The organism is Brucella sp. HL-2, from assembly GCF_025846885.2.
GTDB classification, from domain to species: Bacteria; Pseudomonadota; Alphaproteobacteria; order Rhizobiales; family Rhizobiaceae; genus Brucella; species Brucella quorumnocens.
The window spans coordinates 1-15,042 of record NZ_JAOYTK010000026.1 but is presented as its reverse complement, the minus strand read 5'-3'; the positions used below and the strand labels follow the sequence as shown (position 1 = coordinate 15,042).

Genomic DNA, 15,042 nt, shown 5'->3' with positions numbered 1-15,042 from the left:
ATGCGGCTTTTATCTCTGCTGACCTTATCGCTCTCTGCAGCTTTTGCCTTTGCACCGGCTGCTCAGGCAAAAGACAAGCTCACAATCTATACCTATGACAGTTTCGTTTCCGAATGGGGTCCCGGCCCCAAGGTTAAGGAAAACTTCGAGAAGGAATGCGATTGCGAACTGGAATGGATCGCATCGGCTGATGGCGTCGCCCTTCTCAATCGCCTGAAGCTGGAAGGCGGCAACACAAAAGCCGACATCGTGCTTGGTCTAGACACGAACCTCACATCAGAAGCACGTGCCACGGGCTATTTCGCGCCAAGCGGTATTGATCTGTCCAATGTCAAAGTGCCGGGTGACTTCAAGGACGATGTTTTCGTACCTTATGACTATGGCTACTTCGCTATCGTCTATGATTCCGAGAAACTGCCCAACCCACCGCAAAGCCTGAAGGAACTGGTCGACGGTGATCCGTCGCAGAAAATCGTCATTCAGGACCCGCGGACTTCAACACCCGGCCTTGGCATTCTACTGTGGATCAAATCAGTCTATGGCGATCAGGCCGATGAAGCTTGGGAAAAGCTGCAAAAGCGCATCCTGACGGTGACGCCGGGCTGGTCGGAAGCCTATGGTCTTTTCACCAAGGGCGAAGCACCAATGGTGCTCTCCTATACGACATCGCCTGCCTATCACATGGTCGCGGAAAACACCGAACGCTATAAGGCGCTGGCCTATCCAGAAGGCAACTACCTGCAGATCGAGCTGGCGGCACAGACAACCACTGGTGCCAAGAACCCGCTGGCACAGAAATTTCTTGCCTTCATGACCGGCCCCGGCTTTCAGGATGTAATCCCGGAAACCAACTGGATGTTCCCGGCTGGTAAAACTTCCACTCCTCTTCCTGACGCTTTCGACAAGTTGCCAAAGCCTGAAAAGACACTTCTGATCCCTGCTGATGAGGTTGCAAAGAACCGCAAGGCTTGGGTCGACGAATGGCTTAAAGCCTCCAGCAAATGAACAACCCGCTGACCATCAGCCGCGCAAGACAAACGCCTGCAATGAAACCACTTGCAGGCATATTAGCGCTTGGCTTTCTGGCGGTTCTGGTCGGCGGATCTCTCCTTGCTCTGGCGATGGAGGCCAGTGGTTTTAACACGGATGTCTATTTCGACAGCTACCTACTCAGGGTTGCCCGTTTCACCGTTCTGCAGGCGGCAGCATCGAGCCTTCTATCAGTGCTGTTTGCAATTCCTGTGGCGCGCGCGCTGTATTCGGAAACAAGCTTTCCGGGACGTGGTCTGATTCTGCGTCTGTTCGCGCTGCCGTTGGCGCTGCCAGCCCTTGTGACTGTGCTCGGTATCACCAGCATTTATGGGCGCAATGGATTTATCGCGCAGCTTTCGCAATCGGCAGGCTACCCGGTTTCTCCCGATGTTTACGGCATCACCGGCATTCTGATTGCGCATGTGTTTTTCAATATGCCGCTGGCGGTCAGGCTCATTCTTGCCGCTTATGAAACGATCCCCGCTGATTACTCGAAACTTTCCTCGCAGCTTGGTATGCGCAGCACACCGCGCTTCCGTTTCATCGAATGGCCGGTCATTCGCCGCAACCTGCCAGGCATGATCGGCCTCATATTTATGCTCTGTGTCACCAGTTTTACCACTGTGCTGACGCTTGGCGGCGGCCCTCGCGCAACAACGCTTGAAGTCGCCATCTACCAAAGCCTGCATTTCGACTTTGATCCGGCACGAGCCGTAGCCCTCACCCTGGCACAACTCGCGCTCACACTGGCGATCTTGCTGGGATTGCGCCTGACTGGACGGCCGTCAGAAGAGGGTTTCACCCTAGCGGCGACAGCCAGACGCTATGGCACCCCATCCAAGCGAGAACGGGTTTTCAATATTTTCGCCATCGCTATCGGCTTTCTTTATGTGGCGCTGCCCGTTTCAGGCGTTGTCATTTCAGGCCTCGCGGCCGATCTCATACGCTTGTTAAGCGAATGGACCGTATGGCGCGCTATCTCTACCAGCATCGCACTTGGTTTTTCTGCCGCCCTTCTTTCCGTCATTCTCTCGCTCTCACTGGTAATCGCGCGTGAGGCGACACGCAGCATACGTCTTGCCAATCTCTTCGACACTGGCGCCAGCCTCATATTGGTGATGCCGCCCATCGTTTTGGGTGCAGGCTGGTTCATTCTGCTACGCCATTTCACCGACCCATTCGTTATGGCCCCCTTCATGGTCGTAACGGTCAACGCCGCCATGGCAATGCCATTCGCAGTACGGCTACTCAGGCCCGCATGGGACACATCGGCGGCGCGCCATAACCGACTTTGCGCACAGCTTGGAATCACAGGCCTTAACCGGTTGAGACTTATCGATTGGCCGTCCATCCGCAGACCATTCGGAATGGCTTTTGCCTTTGCCATGGCACTGTCTCTCGGCGATCTCGGCACTATCGCCCTGTTCGGCAGCGACGCATTGCTAACTCTGCCCTATCTTCTGTTTCAGCGTATGGGCAGCTATCGCACATTCGACGCAGCAGGCCTTGCGCTTATCCTCGGCCTGCTGTGTCTTGGTCTGATGTTTATTGCAGACCGCGCCGCAGCCCGAAAGGAAACGTCCCGTCCATGAATGCCCAGCCGCCTAAAGCCAATCTGGCTGATATCTGCTTTCAGGATGTGCGTTTCAGCTATGGCGAAACCACTATGAATTTCGATGCGACAGTGCCGGGCGGTGTCATCGCAGCGATTGTCGGCCCAAGTGGCTCGGGTAAATCCACTTTTCTCAATCTCATTGCCGGGTTCGAAACACCACAGTCTGGGAAAATTCTGATCGGCACGACAGACGTCACCCGCCTGCCGCCAGCATCTCGACCTGTCTCGATGGTGTTTCAGGAAAACAATCTCTTCGCCCATCTGACGGTCGAACAGAATGTCGGACTTGGGCGTTCGCCCGATCTAAAACTCAGTCAAATGGACCGCGAAACCGTTGCTAACGCTCTTGCCCGCGTCGGCCTTCGAGGGAAAGAACCGCGTAAACCTGAAGCGCTTTCCGGTGGCGAACGTCAGCGCGTGGCGATAGCGCGTGCACTGGTGCGCGAGCGACCCGTGCTTTTGCTTGATGAGGCTTTCGCTTCGTTGGGACCGGCGTTGCGTCATCAGATGCTTGATCTTGTGCGTGAACTGCAACAGGAAAACGCCATGACCGTGTTGATGGTCACCCATACTCCTGAAGATGCCATCTATCTCGATGCATTGTTGCTGTTTCTCGACGGCGGACAGATTTCCGCTCAGGGGCCCGCACGCGAGTTGCTATCACCATCTGGACCGGAAGCATTGAAACGCTATATCGGTGAACAGGCAAAAATTTAGAGTGCCCCTGCGATTCACACGCAGCAGGAAACACTCCTAATGTTACGGTTGTGGACATATTTTGTTCGCAATCAGCTTGAAGAACGGCTTAGAACGCTGATCTGCTTCTTGTAGGATATTCAGTCTGTAGCTAGATTTGCGCCAAGATATCGACGCTGATTCAATTGCGAGGGTAAAATACTGATCCGTCAACAGACCCGTGCCCGGGCCTCCCTGTGTCTTCCAGTCTCTCTGCCAGAACGGATGCAGCGCAATTGGCGGAAACCAGCCATCGGTCTTGGCTTGCTTGCTCTTGCTTTGATTTCAGGCTGTCAGTCGATCAATTCAAGCAAGGATCTTGGCCTTCAGCCATCCTCAAATCCGGTAACAGTTGAAAACGTCACCCGCAACGACCGTCTGGCACAGATCGGCGCGCAGCAGCACCCACGCATCCTTGCCACCTATGGCGGCGAATACAAGGATCAGAGGCTTGAGCGCATGGTTGCCAAGATCGTTGGCAATCTGACGACAGTTTCCGACAAGCCGGATCAGACCTATCGCATCACTATTCTTGATAGTCCTAATATCAATGCCTTCGCACTGCCCGGCGGCTTTCTTTATGTAACGCGCGGCTTGCTGGCGCTTGCCAATGATTCCTCGGAAGTCGCAGCTGTTATCGCCCACGAAATGGGCCATGTTGTTGCTAATCACGGTATCCTTCGTCAGGAGAAGGAAGCCGAAACGGCAATTGCCGGACGTGTCGCGACGGAAGTCCTGCATAATGAGAGCGCAAGCCGGGAAGCTACCATTCGCGGCAAACTGCGCCTAGCGCAATTCTCACGCAATCAGGAACTGCAGGCCGACGCCATTGGCATCAAGATGATCGGTGAAGCGGGCTACGATCCCTTTGCATCCGCGCGCTTCCTGCAGTCGATGGAAGCCTATACGGACTTCCGATCGGTTTCTGGCGCAACGGATGCAAGCCTAGATTTCCTCGCAAGCCACCCTGCCACCCCGCAGCGCATTCAGCTTGCGCTCGGACATGCACGCCGTATTGGTGCGCCCGGAGTTGGCACGACAGACCGCGATTCCTTCCTCAACGGGATTGATGGCCTGCTTTATGGCGACTCGCCCAATGAAGGCTATGTTCGGGAGCAGACCTTCATTCATCCAAAACTGGGCGTGACCTTCACCGCGCCAGAAGGCTTCACGATCGACAATTCGGCCAATGCCGTTATGGCAAGCGGTCCGGGTGAAGTGGCGATCCGTTTTGACGGCGCATCTTTGCCTTCAGGTTCAAGCCTCACCGATTATATCAAATCGGGCTGGGTAACAGGTCTTGACGAAAGCTCGATCCGTCCGATCACCATCAATGGCCTGCCTGCCGCAACCGCGCGCGCAAGCGCCGACCGCTGGCAGTTCGACATTGTGGTAATTGGCGCAAACAATAAGGTTTATCGCTTCCTCACCGCAGCGCCGAAGGGCAGCAATACCTTGCTTCCCGCATCGCAAACCGTCACGCAATCCTTCCGCTTGCTGTCACCAGCCGAACAGGAGGCGATCAAGCCTTTGCGCATCCGCGTCGTTACTGTGAAGCCGGGCGATACGATGGCGAGCCTTTCCGCACGCATGCAAGGCACAACCCGCAAGCTTGAATTGTTCCGTTTGCTCAATGCGATGTCTGCTGGCGCGACTGTGTCGGTTGGTGATCGGGTAAAGCTCATTAGCGAATAAGGATGCCCCAGAAGTGGAAATCTGTATCAGTGCATTGCTTGCCGGAAAGATCGCTCCATTGGGAGAACGACAGGCACCGAGCGGCATTGATAAGAAGCCCGTTTCTGGCCGCGTAAGGCTTCTTCGTGACGGTCTTGAATGCGATGAGCAAGGCGACAGAAAAGTGCATGGCGGCCCAGAAAAGGCCGTCCATCACTATCCACACGATCATTATGCCGATTGGCGTAAGGATGTAGGTGACAATCCTCGTCTTGATGCATCTGGCGCTTTTGGCGAGAATATTTCCACGACCGGACTGACCGAGCACAATGTTGCAGTCGGTGATCGCTTTCGCATTGGTACAGCGCTGGTGGAAGTGTCGCAAGGCCGACAGCCTTGCTGGAAACTCAATGCACGTTTTGATGTACCGGATATGGCCGTGCGGGTTCAAAAAACCGGACGCACCGGCTGGTATTATCGTGTTCTTGAAGAAGGGGTCATTGCTGAGAACGATGCGATGCTGCTCGTCGAGCGGCTATCACCAGAATGGACGCTGCAACGGATCTGGCATCTGCTTTACGTCGATATGCTCAACTATGATCAGCTTGCTGAGATGGCTCAGATCCCACACCTTGCAGACGGCTGGAAGCGTTATGCTGTCCGCCGTCTCGAAAATCGCAAGGTAGAAGACTGGTCGCCCCGGCTTAAAGGCAATTAGAACATCGCCAAAAAGTCCGAAGTAGTTTTGCGTAGGATGCGCTCCAGGAAAAACTTTAAGCCTGATAGGCGGCCATTTCGTGCTGATCCAATAGGGCAAGCTTGAGCTTTTCCATAGCCCGGCTCTCAATTTGCCTGACACGCTCTTTCGAAATGCCGAGCTTTTCGCCCAAGGCTTCCAATGTCACACCGTCATCATCAAGCCGACGCTCCCGGATAATGTGCAACTCACGCTCGTTCAGCGCATGAAGGGCTGTGTGAAGCCAGCTTACCCGGCGCTCCATGTCGATGGTGCTTTCCACTACCTCATCCTGCAATGGATGATCATCGACAAGAAAATCCATGCGGCTGGATCCACCGGATTCATCGCTGTTCACCGAAGCCGAGAGCGAACTGTCTGACCCAGAGAGCCTGCTATCCATGAATTCGACATCGCTTGCAGAAACACCAAGCTGAGTGGAAATCTGGCTATAGATTTCCGCCTTGCTCATCGTCTCATCTTCCTGAGCAAGCTTGGAGCGCAGACGACGAAGATTAAAAAATAGCGACTTTTGCGCAGAACTTGTGCCGCCGCGGACAATAGACCAGTTGCGCAGAATGTAATCCTGCATCGAAGCGCGTATCCACCACGACGCATAAGTCGAAAAGCGCACATCTCGTTCAGGGTCAAAGCGCGCAGCCGCTTCGAGCAAACCCACATACCCTTCCTGAATGAGATCGCTCATTGGCAACTTGAACTTACGGAAGCGCCCGGCCATGGAAATCACCAATCGCATATGCGACGCGGTGATACGATGAAGTGCTTCCTGATCTTTGTTTTCTTTCCAGCGAATGGCCAGCGCGCGTTCTTCTTCGCGCTCCAGATAAGGAGCGGACATTGCGTTGCGGATCATTGACTGGGGAGAAGAGGCGGCAGCTGGTGGCATGTTGCGCGCCGCCATTGGCAAACGCACTGCTGGAACGGTGGAGGAACTGCTCGTGGATGACGTCTTCATCTGGTTCTCCTGTTCTGACTGCGAGGCTTTCAAAAAAATTGGAAGCGCAAGACAAAAGATATTCCAGCTCTGCGAAGAACAATTGAATGAACGTCACGTATTCGTTCAAAATGCCTTTTACAGACCTGCTCTGAGGCCAGACTGATACGCCGCAAAACAAACCCGTTTACGAACTGGTGCTGCTTAACAACGCGGCAAGAACCTTCCGGTTCCATTTACGCACTATAAATCTTTGACATTGCAGGAAAATAGAGCACTTGAGCCAAAAGTCCGAAGCGGCTTTAGATAAGACCCCATTGAAAAATAGGTATCTTAGAAGCAAACAACTTGGTCTGTTCTAAATCAGATAAATAAAAAGCCCGGCAGAACCGGGCTTTTTAGAGAACAATGCGAGCGTTTATTACGCTGCTTCGACTTCATCGCCGTCAGCATCACCTTCCGCATCAGCATCAGCCTTGGTGCGTTTCGGGCCCTTGGCGAGATTTGCTTCGATAAGACGAACAGCTTCCGTGTCGGAAAGCTTGTTCACGGCAGCGATTTCGCGCGCCATACGGTCGAGGGCTGCTTCATAAAGCTGACGCTCGGAATAAGACTGCTCAGGCTGGTTTTCAGCGCGATGCAGATCGCGAACGACTTCAGAAATCATGATGAGGTCGCCGGAATTGATCTTTGCATCATATTCCTGCGCACGGCGCGACCACATGGTACGCTTCACGCGCGCACGGCCTTGAACGACCTTCAATGCGCGCTCGACATAATCGGTCTCCGACAGCTTGCGCATACCAATGGTTACAGCCTTAGCGACTGGCACCTTGAGGCGCATTTTGTCTTTTTCAAAGTCGATAACAAAAAGCTCAAGCTTATGACCGGCTACTTCCTGCTCTTCGATCGCGACGATCTGGCCAACGCCGTGAGCTGGATATACAATCGATTCACCGGTCTTGAAACCCTGACGAGCCGGAGTCTTCTTCTGCTGGGATGACATACGCTTCAATACTCCCTGTTGTGCCCGGCGCAACTCGCCGGTTTACACATGATTTCGACCGCACCTCTTGGGAGAGCTACGGAAGTCGTTGCGGTTTGAACTGGAAGCGCGTCTCGGACACAGATTTATCTACCGGGAAGGTTGGTTAGGGACGGACGCGAAATCGCAAAAATCCGTTCCGGTGCCATACAGCCCAGTAAAAAAATATAGCCCTTTCAGAGATTAATGCGTTTGCGCCACGAGTTGACGTCCAGTCACCGAAATTATCTGTGCAACTTAACACAATTTTGCGCAAGAATCAACAAATTGCCAAATATCTTACTTTCGGCAACTTTAGACGCCCTTAAAATAGGCTGTATTCGCGCAACCGTGCAGACAAAACGCGCCCGCAATGCGATTTTTAGTCGCCCGAGCCTGGTTCTGCCGAGAAGAACTGCTCAAGCTTACCCGTTACGCCATCCATTTCCTTGGCTTCCGGGAGCTCGTCCTTCTTGGCGGTCAGGTTTGGCCACTTGGCCGCATATTCCGCGTTCAGCTCAAGCCATTTGTCGAGACCCGGCTCGGTATCCGGGCTGATGGCTTCCGCTGGGCATTCAGGCTCACAGACGCCGCAATCAATGCATTCGTCTGGATTAATGACGAGCATGTTCTCGCCCTCATAGAAACAGTCGACAGGACAAACCTCGACGCAGTCCGTATATTTGCAACGAATGCAATTATCGGTCACGACATAAGTCATTGTCCAACTCCTGTTGCCAACCTTCTATTTGAAGGAACGGCTTATCTATCCTGAACTGGCTGTTTGAACCCTCAGATCGGACATCTGAATGGTTCGCTCCGGTCACGACATATGTGTCACGCATATGGTGTACGGCGTGTGGCTTGCTTGCCAGCTCATGCCTTTGCAATCGCCAACGGTGAGGTAGCGACTTTATTGTCCTATGACAAGGGCCGAAACGCCGCAATATCAATATGTCACGAACATCTGAAACGACGTTCCATTTATGGCATCAATCACGGAAAGAGCTTTTAATTTAACGCTTTAATGCGCAATTTTCGTCACGCTGCAGCGTAATACTGCGGCAACGCGTCCGCATCAACCACCGCGCAACCGGTCTGTGTCGCGCCGTTCTTTCTTGGTCGGACGGCCTGTACCGCTTTCGCGTCGGGGCTGCATAGCTTCATCGGTTTCAGATTGTTGAGTGGGCTGTGGCGTCAGATCTTCGTAAAGAAGCTGCGCTTCTGGAGCTGGACCACGCCGCTCTCCGCCAGACAATATCTTGTAGACCACAATGCGCCGCTCAAGGGTGATGGTTAAAACATCACCGACTTTTACCTGATGCGAGGCCTGCTCGATCTTGTCGCGATTAACACGAACTTTGCCGCCGACGGCGAGTTTCGCCGCCAGCGATCTTGATTTGACCACGCGCGCAAAGAACAGCCACTTGTCGATACGCTGCCTTGCAATCGCTTCGGTCGCCATCTTACTTCTTCAGTTGCTCCTTAAGAGCAAGAAGCTTTGCAAAAGGCGAATCGGGATCGACTCTTACAGGACGTTCCTGCTCGAAACGCTTATTGCCCTGCTGGCCTGCATTGTCGCGCTTTGGCTGACGGTTACGATCGCCATCACGCGGCTTGCCCTTAAAGCCTTCGCGCTTGCCCTGACTCTGGTTTTGGCCCTGATTCTGTCCTTGATTCTGACCGGCACCATCATGATTGCGACGGTTCTTGTCAAACCGCTTGCCGCCACGATTGTCACGCGTGTTCTGCGTTTCGCCGCCTTCTGAACCACTTTCGGACTTGCGAGCCTCGGCACCTTGACCACCATGCTGTGGGCGATTGTGGCGCTGACGGTTTTGATCCTGATTGCGGTTGCGACCTTCAAAGCGGCCCTGACGCCACAGAAGAACAGGCTTCGGCTCTTCAGCCGGAGATTCAGTTGTTTCTGCAACAGGCCTGGCTTCTGCAGCAGGCTGGGCTTCTGCAGCAGTCTCAGCAACAGCGGCTTCCACTGGTGCAGGCACAGGCTCAGCTGCCGGGACGGCAGGCTTTTCGCCTTCACTTGCAACTGAAACTGCAACAGGTATGGCAGCCTTGAAGACCGTGTCCTTGACAGTGGCTTCGGCAGCGAATGCATCGAGCTCGGCAAGCTTTGCCGTTACATCGGCTGCATCCATGGCTTCATGACGATAGCCCAGGCTCTTGAGGATTTCTTCCATGTCCTCGCCGGTCGCGCCCAGAATGGACATCATGGCAGGGGTCACGATGAAACGGCCACCGTCATAGGCACCTTCCGGACGCGCACCCGAACCTGGACGCCAGGCAAGTGCCGGACGAATGAGGTCAGCAAGACGCTCCAGAATATCGATACGCACGGCACGACGACCAAGCACGCGATAACCGGCCAGACGATAGAACATCGGATCAAAAGCCGGATCAACGACGACCGATGTACGACCGGCGGCCAGTACATTGACCACATCGCCATAACCAGCGCGTTCACGACCATCATTCTTCAGAGCCCAGAGCAGTGTGATAAGGCCAGCCGGAGCGGGCTTCAGCAGCATTGGCATGAAAACGTGGTAGGCACCAAACCGTACGCCGAGACGTCGAAGTGCTGCTCGCGAATCCTGATCCAGACCCCGTACTTCCTCAGTCACTTCGCGGCGCTGAAGAATACCAAGACCTTCGACGATCTGGAAAGCCAGGCCGCGTGTCATACCGGTCAAAGCGTCAGCAGCACTGAGATCAGTCAGTGGCTTCAATACGGTTTCGATATGGTGCACGACAAAACGTTCAATACGGGCAGCAACCTTGTCGCGTGCTGATCCGGTGAGTTGTTCGTCGGCCAGAATGATTGCGCGCGGCTTCAACACATCGTCGCCAGCGACGAGCGTTGCTACGGTTGCACCAACCCAGCGCATCACGCCATCCGACCCAAGCGCAAAATCGCCATTGGGTGCCGCAGCAAACCGCTCCGCACGACGTTCGAACTCGGCGGCAAGCGCCTTTTGTGCAGCCGTCTTCACAGCCTTCGCGTCCGGCCCTTCAGCCTGAACGTCGGCAGTGAACCGGAATCCTTCTAGTTGCCCAACATTGTGGCCCTCGACAATTACGTCACCGGCCGGGCTGATTTCTGCTTCTAGCATGGCATTCTCTCTCAGGCGCCTCATAAGCACGCTTGTCCTGCGGTCTACAAAGCGTTTCGTCAACCTTTCATGCAGCGCATCGGACAGTCTGTCCTCAATTTCGCGCGTCTTTTCCTGCCAGTGTGTCGGATCGGCAAGCCATCCCGGCCTGTGCGACACAAAAGTCCAGGTACGGATTTGCGCCACGCGATGCGACAGAGTGTCAATTTCCCCCTCTGTACTGTCTGCGCGGCGCACCTGTTCGCTCATATAATCTTCATCAACGCTCCCTCGGCGGACCAGATCCTGATAAATGGTTGCAATGATATCGGCATGTTGAGCCGGCGCGATCTTACGATAATCGGGGAGCGCACAGGTATCCCACAAAAGTTCGATCCGCGCAGGCGTCGTTGCAAGCCGCACAATGTCTTCGTCTTTCGACAAATTTTCAAGCGCTTGTTGATCAACCGCAGGCAATGCTTTGGTGAGCCCTTCGATGGGCGTCGGTGTTTCCAGAGAATAACGCAAATCACTGAGCGACGAAAAGTCGAACCTCCCCGTCCGCCACTGCAGCACTTTTACCGGATCAAACGCATGCGCTTCGACCCGCTCCACAAGCTCATCGTCAAGCGGCTGCACCTGCCCTGTCACGCCAAAAGTACCGTCACGCAAATGACGCCCAGCGCGACCTGCGACCTGACCAACCTCGGCGGGCGTCAGATCGCGGAACTGGTAGCCATCAAACTTACGGTTCTGTGCAAATGCCACATGATCAACATCAAGGTTAAGTCCCATGCCGATCGCATCGGTCGCAACCAGAAAATCGACATCGCCCGACTGATAAAGCTCAACCTGCGCATTGCGGGTGCGTGGACTGAGCGCACCCATCACCACGGCAGCACCACCACGCTGACGTCGGATCAGTTCTGCAATCGCATAAACTTCGTCGGCTGAGAACGCCACGATAGCCGAGCGATTCGGCAGACGAATGATTTTCTTGGCGCCCGCATAGGAAAGATGCGACAGACGCGGACGTGTCACCACGGTGATGCCGCGCAAAAGCTTTTCAAGAATGCCGCGCATGGTGCCTGCACCAAGCAACAAGGTTTCCTGTCGCCCACGCAGATGCAGAATACGGTCGGTAAAGATGTGACCACGTTCCAGATCACCCGCGAGCTGCACTTCATCGATAGCCACAAAAGGCATATCTGTCCGACGTGGCATGGCTTCAACGGTGCAAACTGAATAACGCGAACCGGGAGGTGTGATTTTTTCCTCGCCTGTTATCAGCGAGACATTAGCAGCTCCGACCTTCTCGACAACACGATTGTAAACCTCGCGCGCAAGCAAGCGCAGCGGAAGGCCTATCATGCCACTGCCATGCGACAACATCCGCTCAATAGCGAGATGTGTCTTGCCGGTATTTGTTGGCCCCAGCACCGCAGTAACACCGCGGCCGCTCAAGCTTAGCGGCAGATCGTGGGCAGGGAGATGGTTCATGCCAATAATAGAATTCCCGGAACAAATGCCATGCGATAGCACTATATGACTTGAGCTTAAAGCGCTCCTGTTAAGTTTCATTCAGTGTTTTAGGGCCTTTATCGCCCTGCAAAACCTTCGCTGTTTTAACTGGAACTGTTCTCAAACGCACCCTGAAAAGAACAAAACGGCTTTCAAATGGCCATAGGAGTGAGAACACAGATTGGGACGTTGATTATATGCGTTTCCATATCTTAACAAATGCCTCTCTTAAGAACTAGAACGACTCCAGAACGAATCGGCGACGAATCGCTGTTTCTGCGCTCTTCGCCTTTTGTTCACGGCCACAAATGGTGGTGAAGAAACCCGGACCCACCATATGATGAATCACTCGCGTTAAGATTCGCGCTTAAGCAAGAACAAAACGATAGGCACGTTAACCTTTGCTTTTGACGCTTTCGTACAAGAGAAGCGCGAAACCCAATCGTTTATAAAGTATCAATCTTTCCTGACAGTTAGTTAACGCCCACATCCCATGAGAACCCATTTTCATTAACCTTCAGGCCAAAGCCGGAACGAATCGGCGACGAATCGCTGATCTGCAGATTTTCCTCTTTTGTTCTCACCATATATGGTAGCGACCGGGCGCAAATCCCATAGAGCGGCCCAGCTTTGCCGCTCCATTTTTGATGCAAACGATGTCGGCGTTAACTTTTACCCATTTATTACCGCTCGACACACAGGGCGACACCCATGCCGCCGCCGATGCATAGCGTTGCCAGACCGCGCTTCACATTGCGCCGTTTCATTTCATAGAGAAGCGTTGTCAGCACACGCGCACCCGAGGCGCCAATCGGATGGCCAATAGCGATAGCGCCGCCATTGACGTTGACAATTGCTGGATCAAGACCGAGATCGCGCACGACAGCGCAGGATTGCGCTGCAAAAGCCTCATTGGCTTCAACCAGCTCCAGATCAGAAACAGTCCAGCCTGCCTTTTCGAGTGCTTTCCTTGTCGCAGGAATTGGGCCCGTCCCCATGATTGATGGATCGACACCCGCAGTCGCCCAGGAAACAATATGCGCAAGCGGTTCGACACCGCGTTTTACAGCTTCGTCCACATCCATCAGAACCACGGCAGCAGCACCGTCATTTATGCCGGAGGCATTGCCCGCTGTGACCGTGCCTTCCTTGTCGAAAGCAGGCTTCAGCTTGGCAAGTGCTTCAATGGTCGTGCCAGCACGGATATATTCGTCGGCGGAAACGATCGTCTCGCCCTTGCGGCTCTTCACAGTAAAAGGAACGATTTCATCATCGAAGCGGCCGGCCTTCTGTGCGGCCTCGGCGTTATGTTGGGAGGCAAGCGCAAACGCATCCTGTTCCTCGCGGCTCAACTGCCACTGTTTGGCAATATTCTCCGCTGTAATCCCCATGGGATAACCGTGAAAGGCGTCGACCAAGCCGTCTTTCATCATGGTGTCGACCATTTTGAAGTCGCCCATTTTCACGCCACCGCGCAGATGTGCGCAATGTGGCGCCATTGACATGGACTCCTGTCCACCCGCCACGATTATTTTTGCGTCGCCTGACAGAATTTGCTGCATACCAAGCGCCACAGAGCGCAAACCAGAACCGCAGAGTTGGTTGATCGAGAAAGCCGTCGTTTCTTGCGGACAACCAGCAGCCATTGCCGCCTGACGGGCCGGGTTCTGCCCCTCACCTGCCGTTAACACCTGACCAAGAATGACCTCGTCCACATCGACCGCATCAACGCCTGCGCGTTCAAGAGCTGCCGCGATAACAGCAGCACCCAGCTCATGCGCTGGCACGTTGGCAAAGGCACCGTTGAAAGCCCCCACCGCTGTACGGGCAGCGCTGGCAATAACGATGGCCTTCGGATTATTTGTGGCTGTCATTCTTTCCTCCTTGAAAAATCACTGACAGAGAAAACCCAAAATGAGCCCTTTTGCAAGAACTGACGCAAGGGTTGCGAGAAGACACCTTCGCTCAAAATGATAATCAGTTTCTTCGATAGGCATGCATTTTTGACCATGCGCATTGCTCAACAACCGTTAGATTAGCACCATGCAAACAAAGGAGAAAACCATGTCCCAACTAACGCTGGAAAAAGCGAACGCGATCATTGCCGGTGCTTTTGCCAAGGCCACAGAACTGCAACTGAAGCCAATTGTTGTTTCAGTCTTCGACGCTGGTGGCCATCTCAAGGCCTTTCAGCGACAGGATGGAACTTCAATTCTTCGCTTTGAGATCGCCTCTGGTAAAGCATTTGGCGCTTTGGCTGTTGGCACCGGCTCACGCTGGCTCCACAATCAGGCCAAGGATCGTCCGCATTTTCTGGAAGGTCTCTCAGGCGTATCTGGTGGGAAAATCGTCCCTGTTCCGGGCGGCGTCGTGATTAAAGATGAATCAAATGAAATCATCGGCGCCGTCGGCATTTCAGGTGACACGTCGGACAATGATGAACTCGCAGCGATTGCTGGCATCGAAGCCACCGGGTTCAACGCCGACGCTGGCTGAGTTTGTCATCTCGAGGTGACGTACACTAGGCTCCAAACCCAATTAAACATTTGATCAAATTACTTCTTCATGATTCACTCTCCTGATAACGGGAGTTTTGGAGCATGGCAGGAGAATTCTGGCTTGATGATCGGCAATGGGCAG

Annotated in this window: 12 protein-coding genes; 6 read left to right on the top strand and 6 right to left on the bottom strand. The window is 53.9% G+C overall.

The annotated features are described in order from the left end of the window. From thiB to OIV19_RS19380, 5 genes are all read left to right on the top strand, one after another. On the top strand, nt 1–1,005 hold the full coding sequence (thiB, locus tag OIV19_RS19400; protein WP_264233026.1) for a thiamine ABC transporter substrate binding subunit: 1,005 nt from the start codon (nt 1–3) through the stop codon (nt 1,003–1,005). Nucleotides 1,006–1,013: 8 nt separating this feature from the next. Continuing rightward, nucleotides 1,014–2,624: a thiamine/thiamine pyrophosphate ABC transporter permease ThiP gene (thiP, locus tag OIV19_RS19395; protein WP_264233204.1), complete on the top strand. Its 1,611-nt coding sequence runs from the start codon at nt 1,014–1,016 to the stop codon at nt 2,622–2,624. Next, complete coding sequence (gene thiQ, locus OIV19_RS19390; protein ID WP_264233024.1) at nt 2,621–3,364, top strand: thiamine ABC transporter ATP-binding protein; 744 nt, start codon at nt 2,621–2,623, stop codon at nt 3,362–3,364. The genes thiP and thiQ overlap by 4 nt, the downstream gene beginning before the upstream one ends. Before the next feature lie 243 nt (nt 3,365–3,607). Beyond that, nucleotides 3,608–5,077, top strand: coding sequence for a cell division protease CdlP (gene cdlP, locus OIV19_RS19385; RefSeq protein WP_095447370.1), 1,470 nt, complete (start codon nt 3,608–3,610; stop codon nt 5,075–5,077). 13 nt (nt 5,078–5,090) lie between these two features. Beyond that, on the top strand, nt 5,091–5,774 hold the full coding sequence (locus tag OIV19_RS19380; protein ID WP_264233021.1) for an MOSC domain-containing protein: 684 nt from the start codon (nt 5,091–5,093) through the stop codon (nt 5,772–5,774). A 55-nt stretch (nt 5,775–5,829) separates the two neighbouring features. Here OIV19_RS19380 and OIV19_RS19375 read toward each other — a convergent pair whose 3' ends face one another. The 6 genes from OIV19_RS19375 to OIV19_RS19350 all read right to left on the bottom strand — a co-directional run bounded on the left by OIV19_RS19375 (nt 5,830) and on the right by OIV19_RS19350 (nt 14,276). After that, nucleotides 5,830–6,768 carry an RNA polymerase factor sigma-32 gene (locus OIV19_RS19375; RefSeq protein WP_264233019.1) on the bottom strand — a complete coding sequence of 313 codons (939 nt, stop codon included), beginning with the start codon at nt 6,766–6,768 and terminating at the stop codon, nt 5,830–5,832. A 400-nt stretch (nt 6,769–7,168) separates the two neighbouring features. Continuing rightward, nucleotides 7,169–7,753 (bottom strand): CarD family transcriptional regulator, encoded by a 585-nt coding sequence (locus tag OIV19_RS19370; protein ID WP_264233017.1) that lies wholly within the window; start codon nt 7,751–7,753, stop codon nt 7,169–7,171. A 400-nt stretch (nt 7,754–8,153) separates the two neighbouring features. Next, nucleotides 8,154–8,492 (bottom strand): ferredoxin FdxA, encoded by a 339-nt coding sequence (gene fdxA / locus OIV19_RS19365; protein ID WP_007876747.1) that lies wholly within the window; start codon nt 8,490–8,492, stop codon nt 8,154–8,156. Nucleotides 8,493–8,849: 357 nt separating this feature from the next. Beyond that, complete coding sequence (locus OIV19_RS19360; RefSeq protein ID WP_095447374.1) at nt 8,850–9,236, bottom strand: RNA-binding S4 domain-containing protein; 387 nt, start codon at nt 9,234–9,236, stop codon at nt 8,850–8,852. A gap of 1 nt (nt 9,237) precedes the next feature. Continuing rightward, a complete protein-coding gene (locus OIV19_RS19355; protein WP_264233014.1) occupies nt 9,238–12,381 on the bottom strand; it encodes a helicase-related protein in 3,144 nt (1,047 codons plus the stop codon). A gap of 704 nt (nt 12,382–13,085) precedes the next feature. Then, nucleotides 13,086–14,276, bottom strand: coding sequence for an acetyl-CoA C-acetyltransferase (locus OIV19_RS19350; RefSeq protein ID WP_264233011.1), 1,191 nt, complete (start codon nt 14,274–14,276; stop codon nt 13,086–13,088). A 190-nt stretch (nt 14,277–14,466) separates the two neighbouring features. Between OIV19_RS19350 and OIV19_RS19345 the strand changes: the two genes are divergently transcribed. Beyond that, the gene (locus OIV19_RS19345) at nt 14,467–14,898 is read left to right on the top strand and encodes a GlcG/HbpS family heme-binding protein (RefSeq protein ID WP_095447377.1); all 432 of its coding nucleotides are present in this window, start codon (nt 14,467–14,469) and stop codon (nt 14,896–14,898) included. Nucleotides 14,899–15,042: the final 144 nt, after the last annotated feature.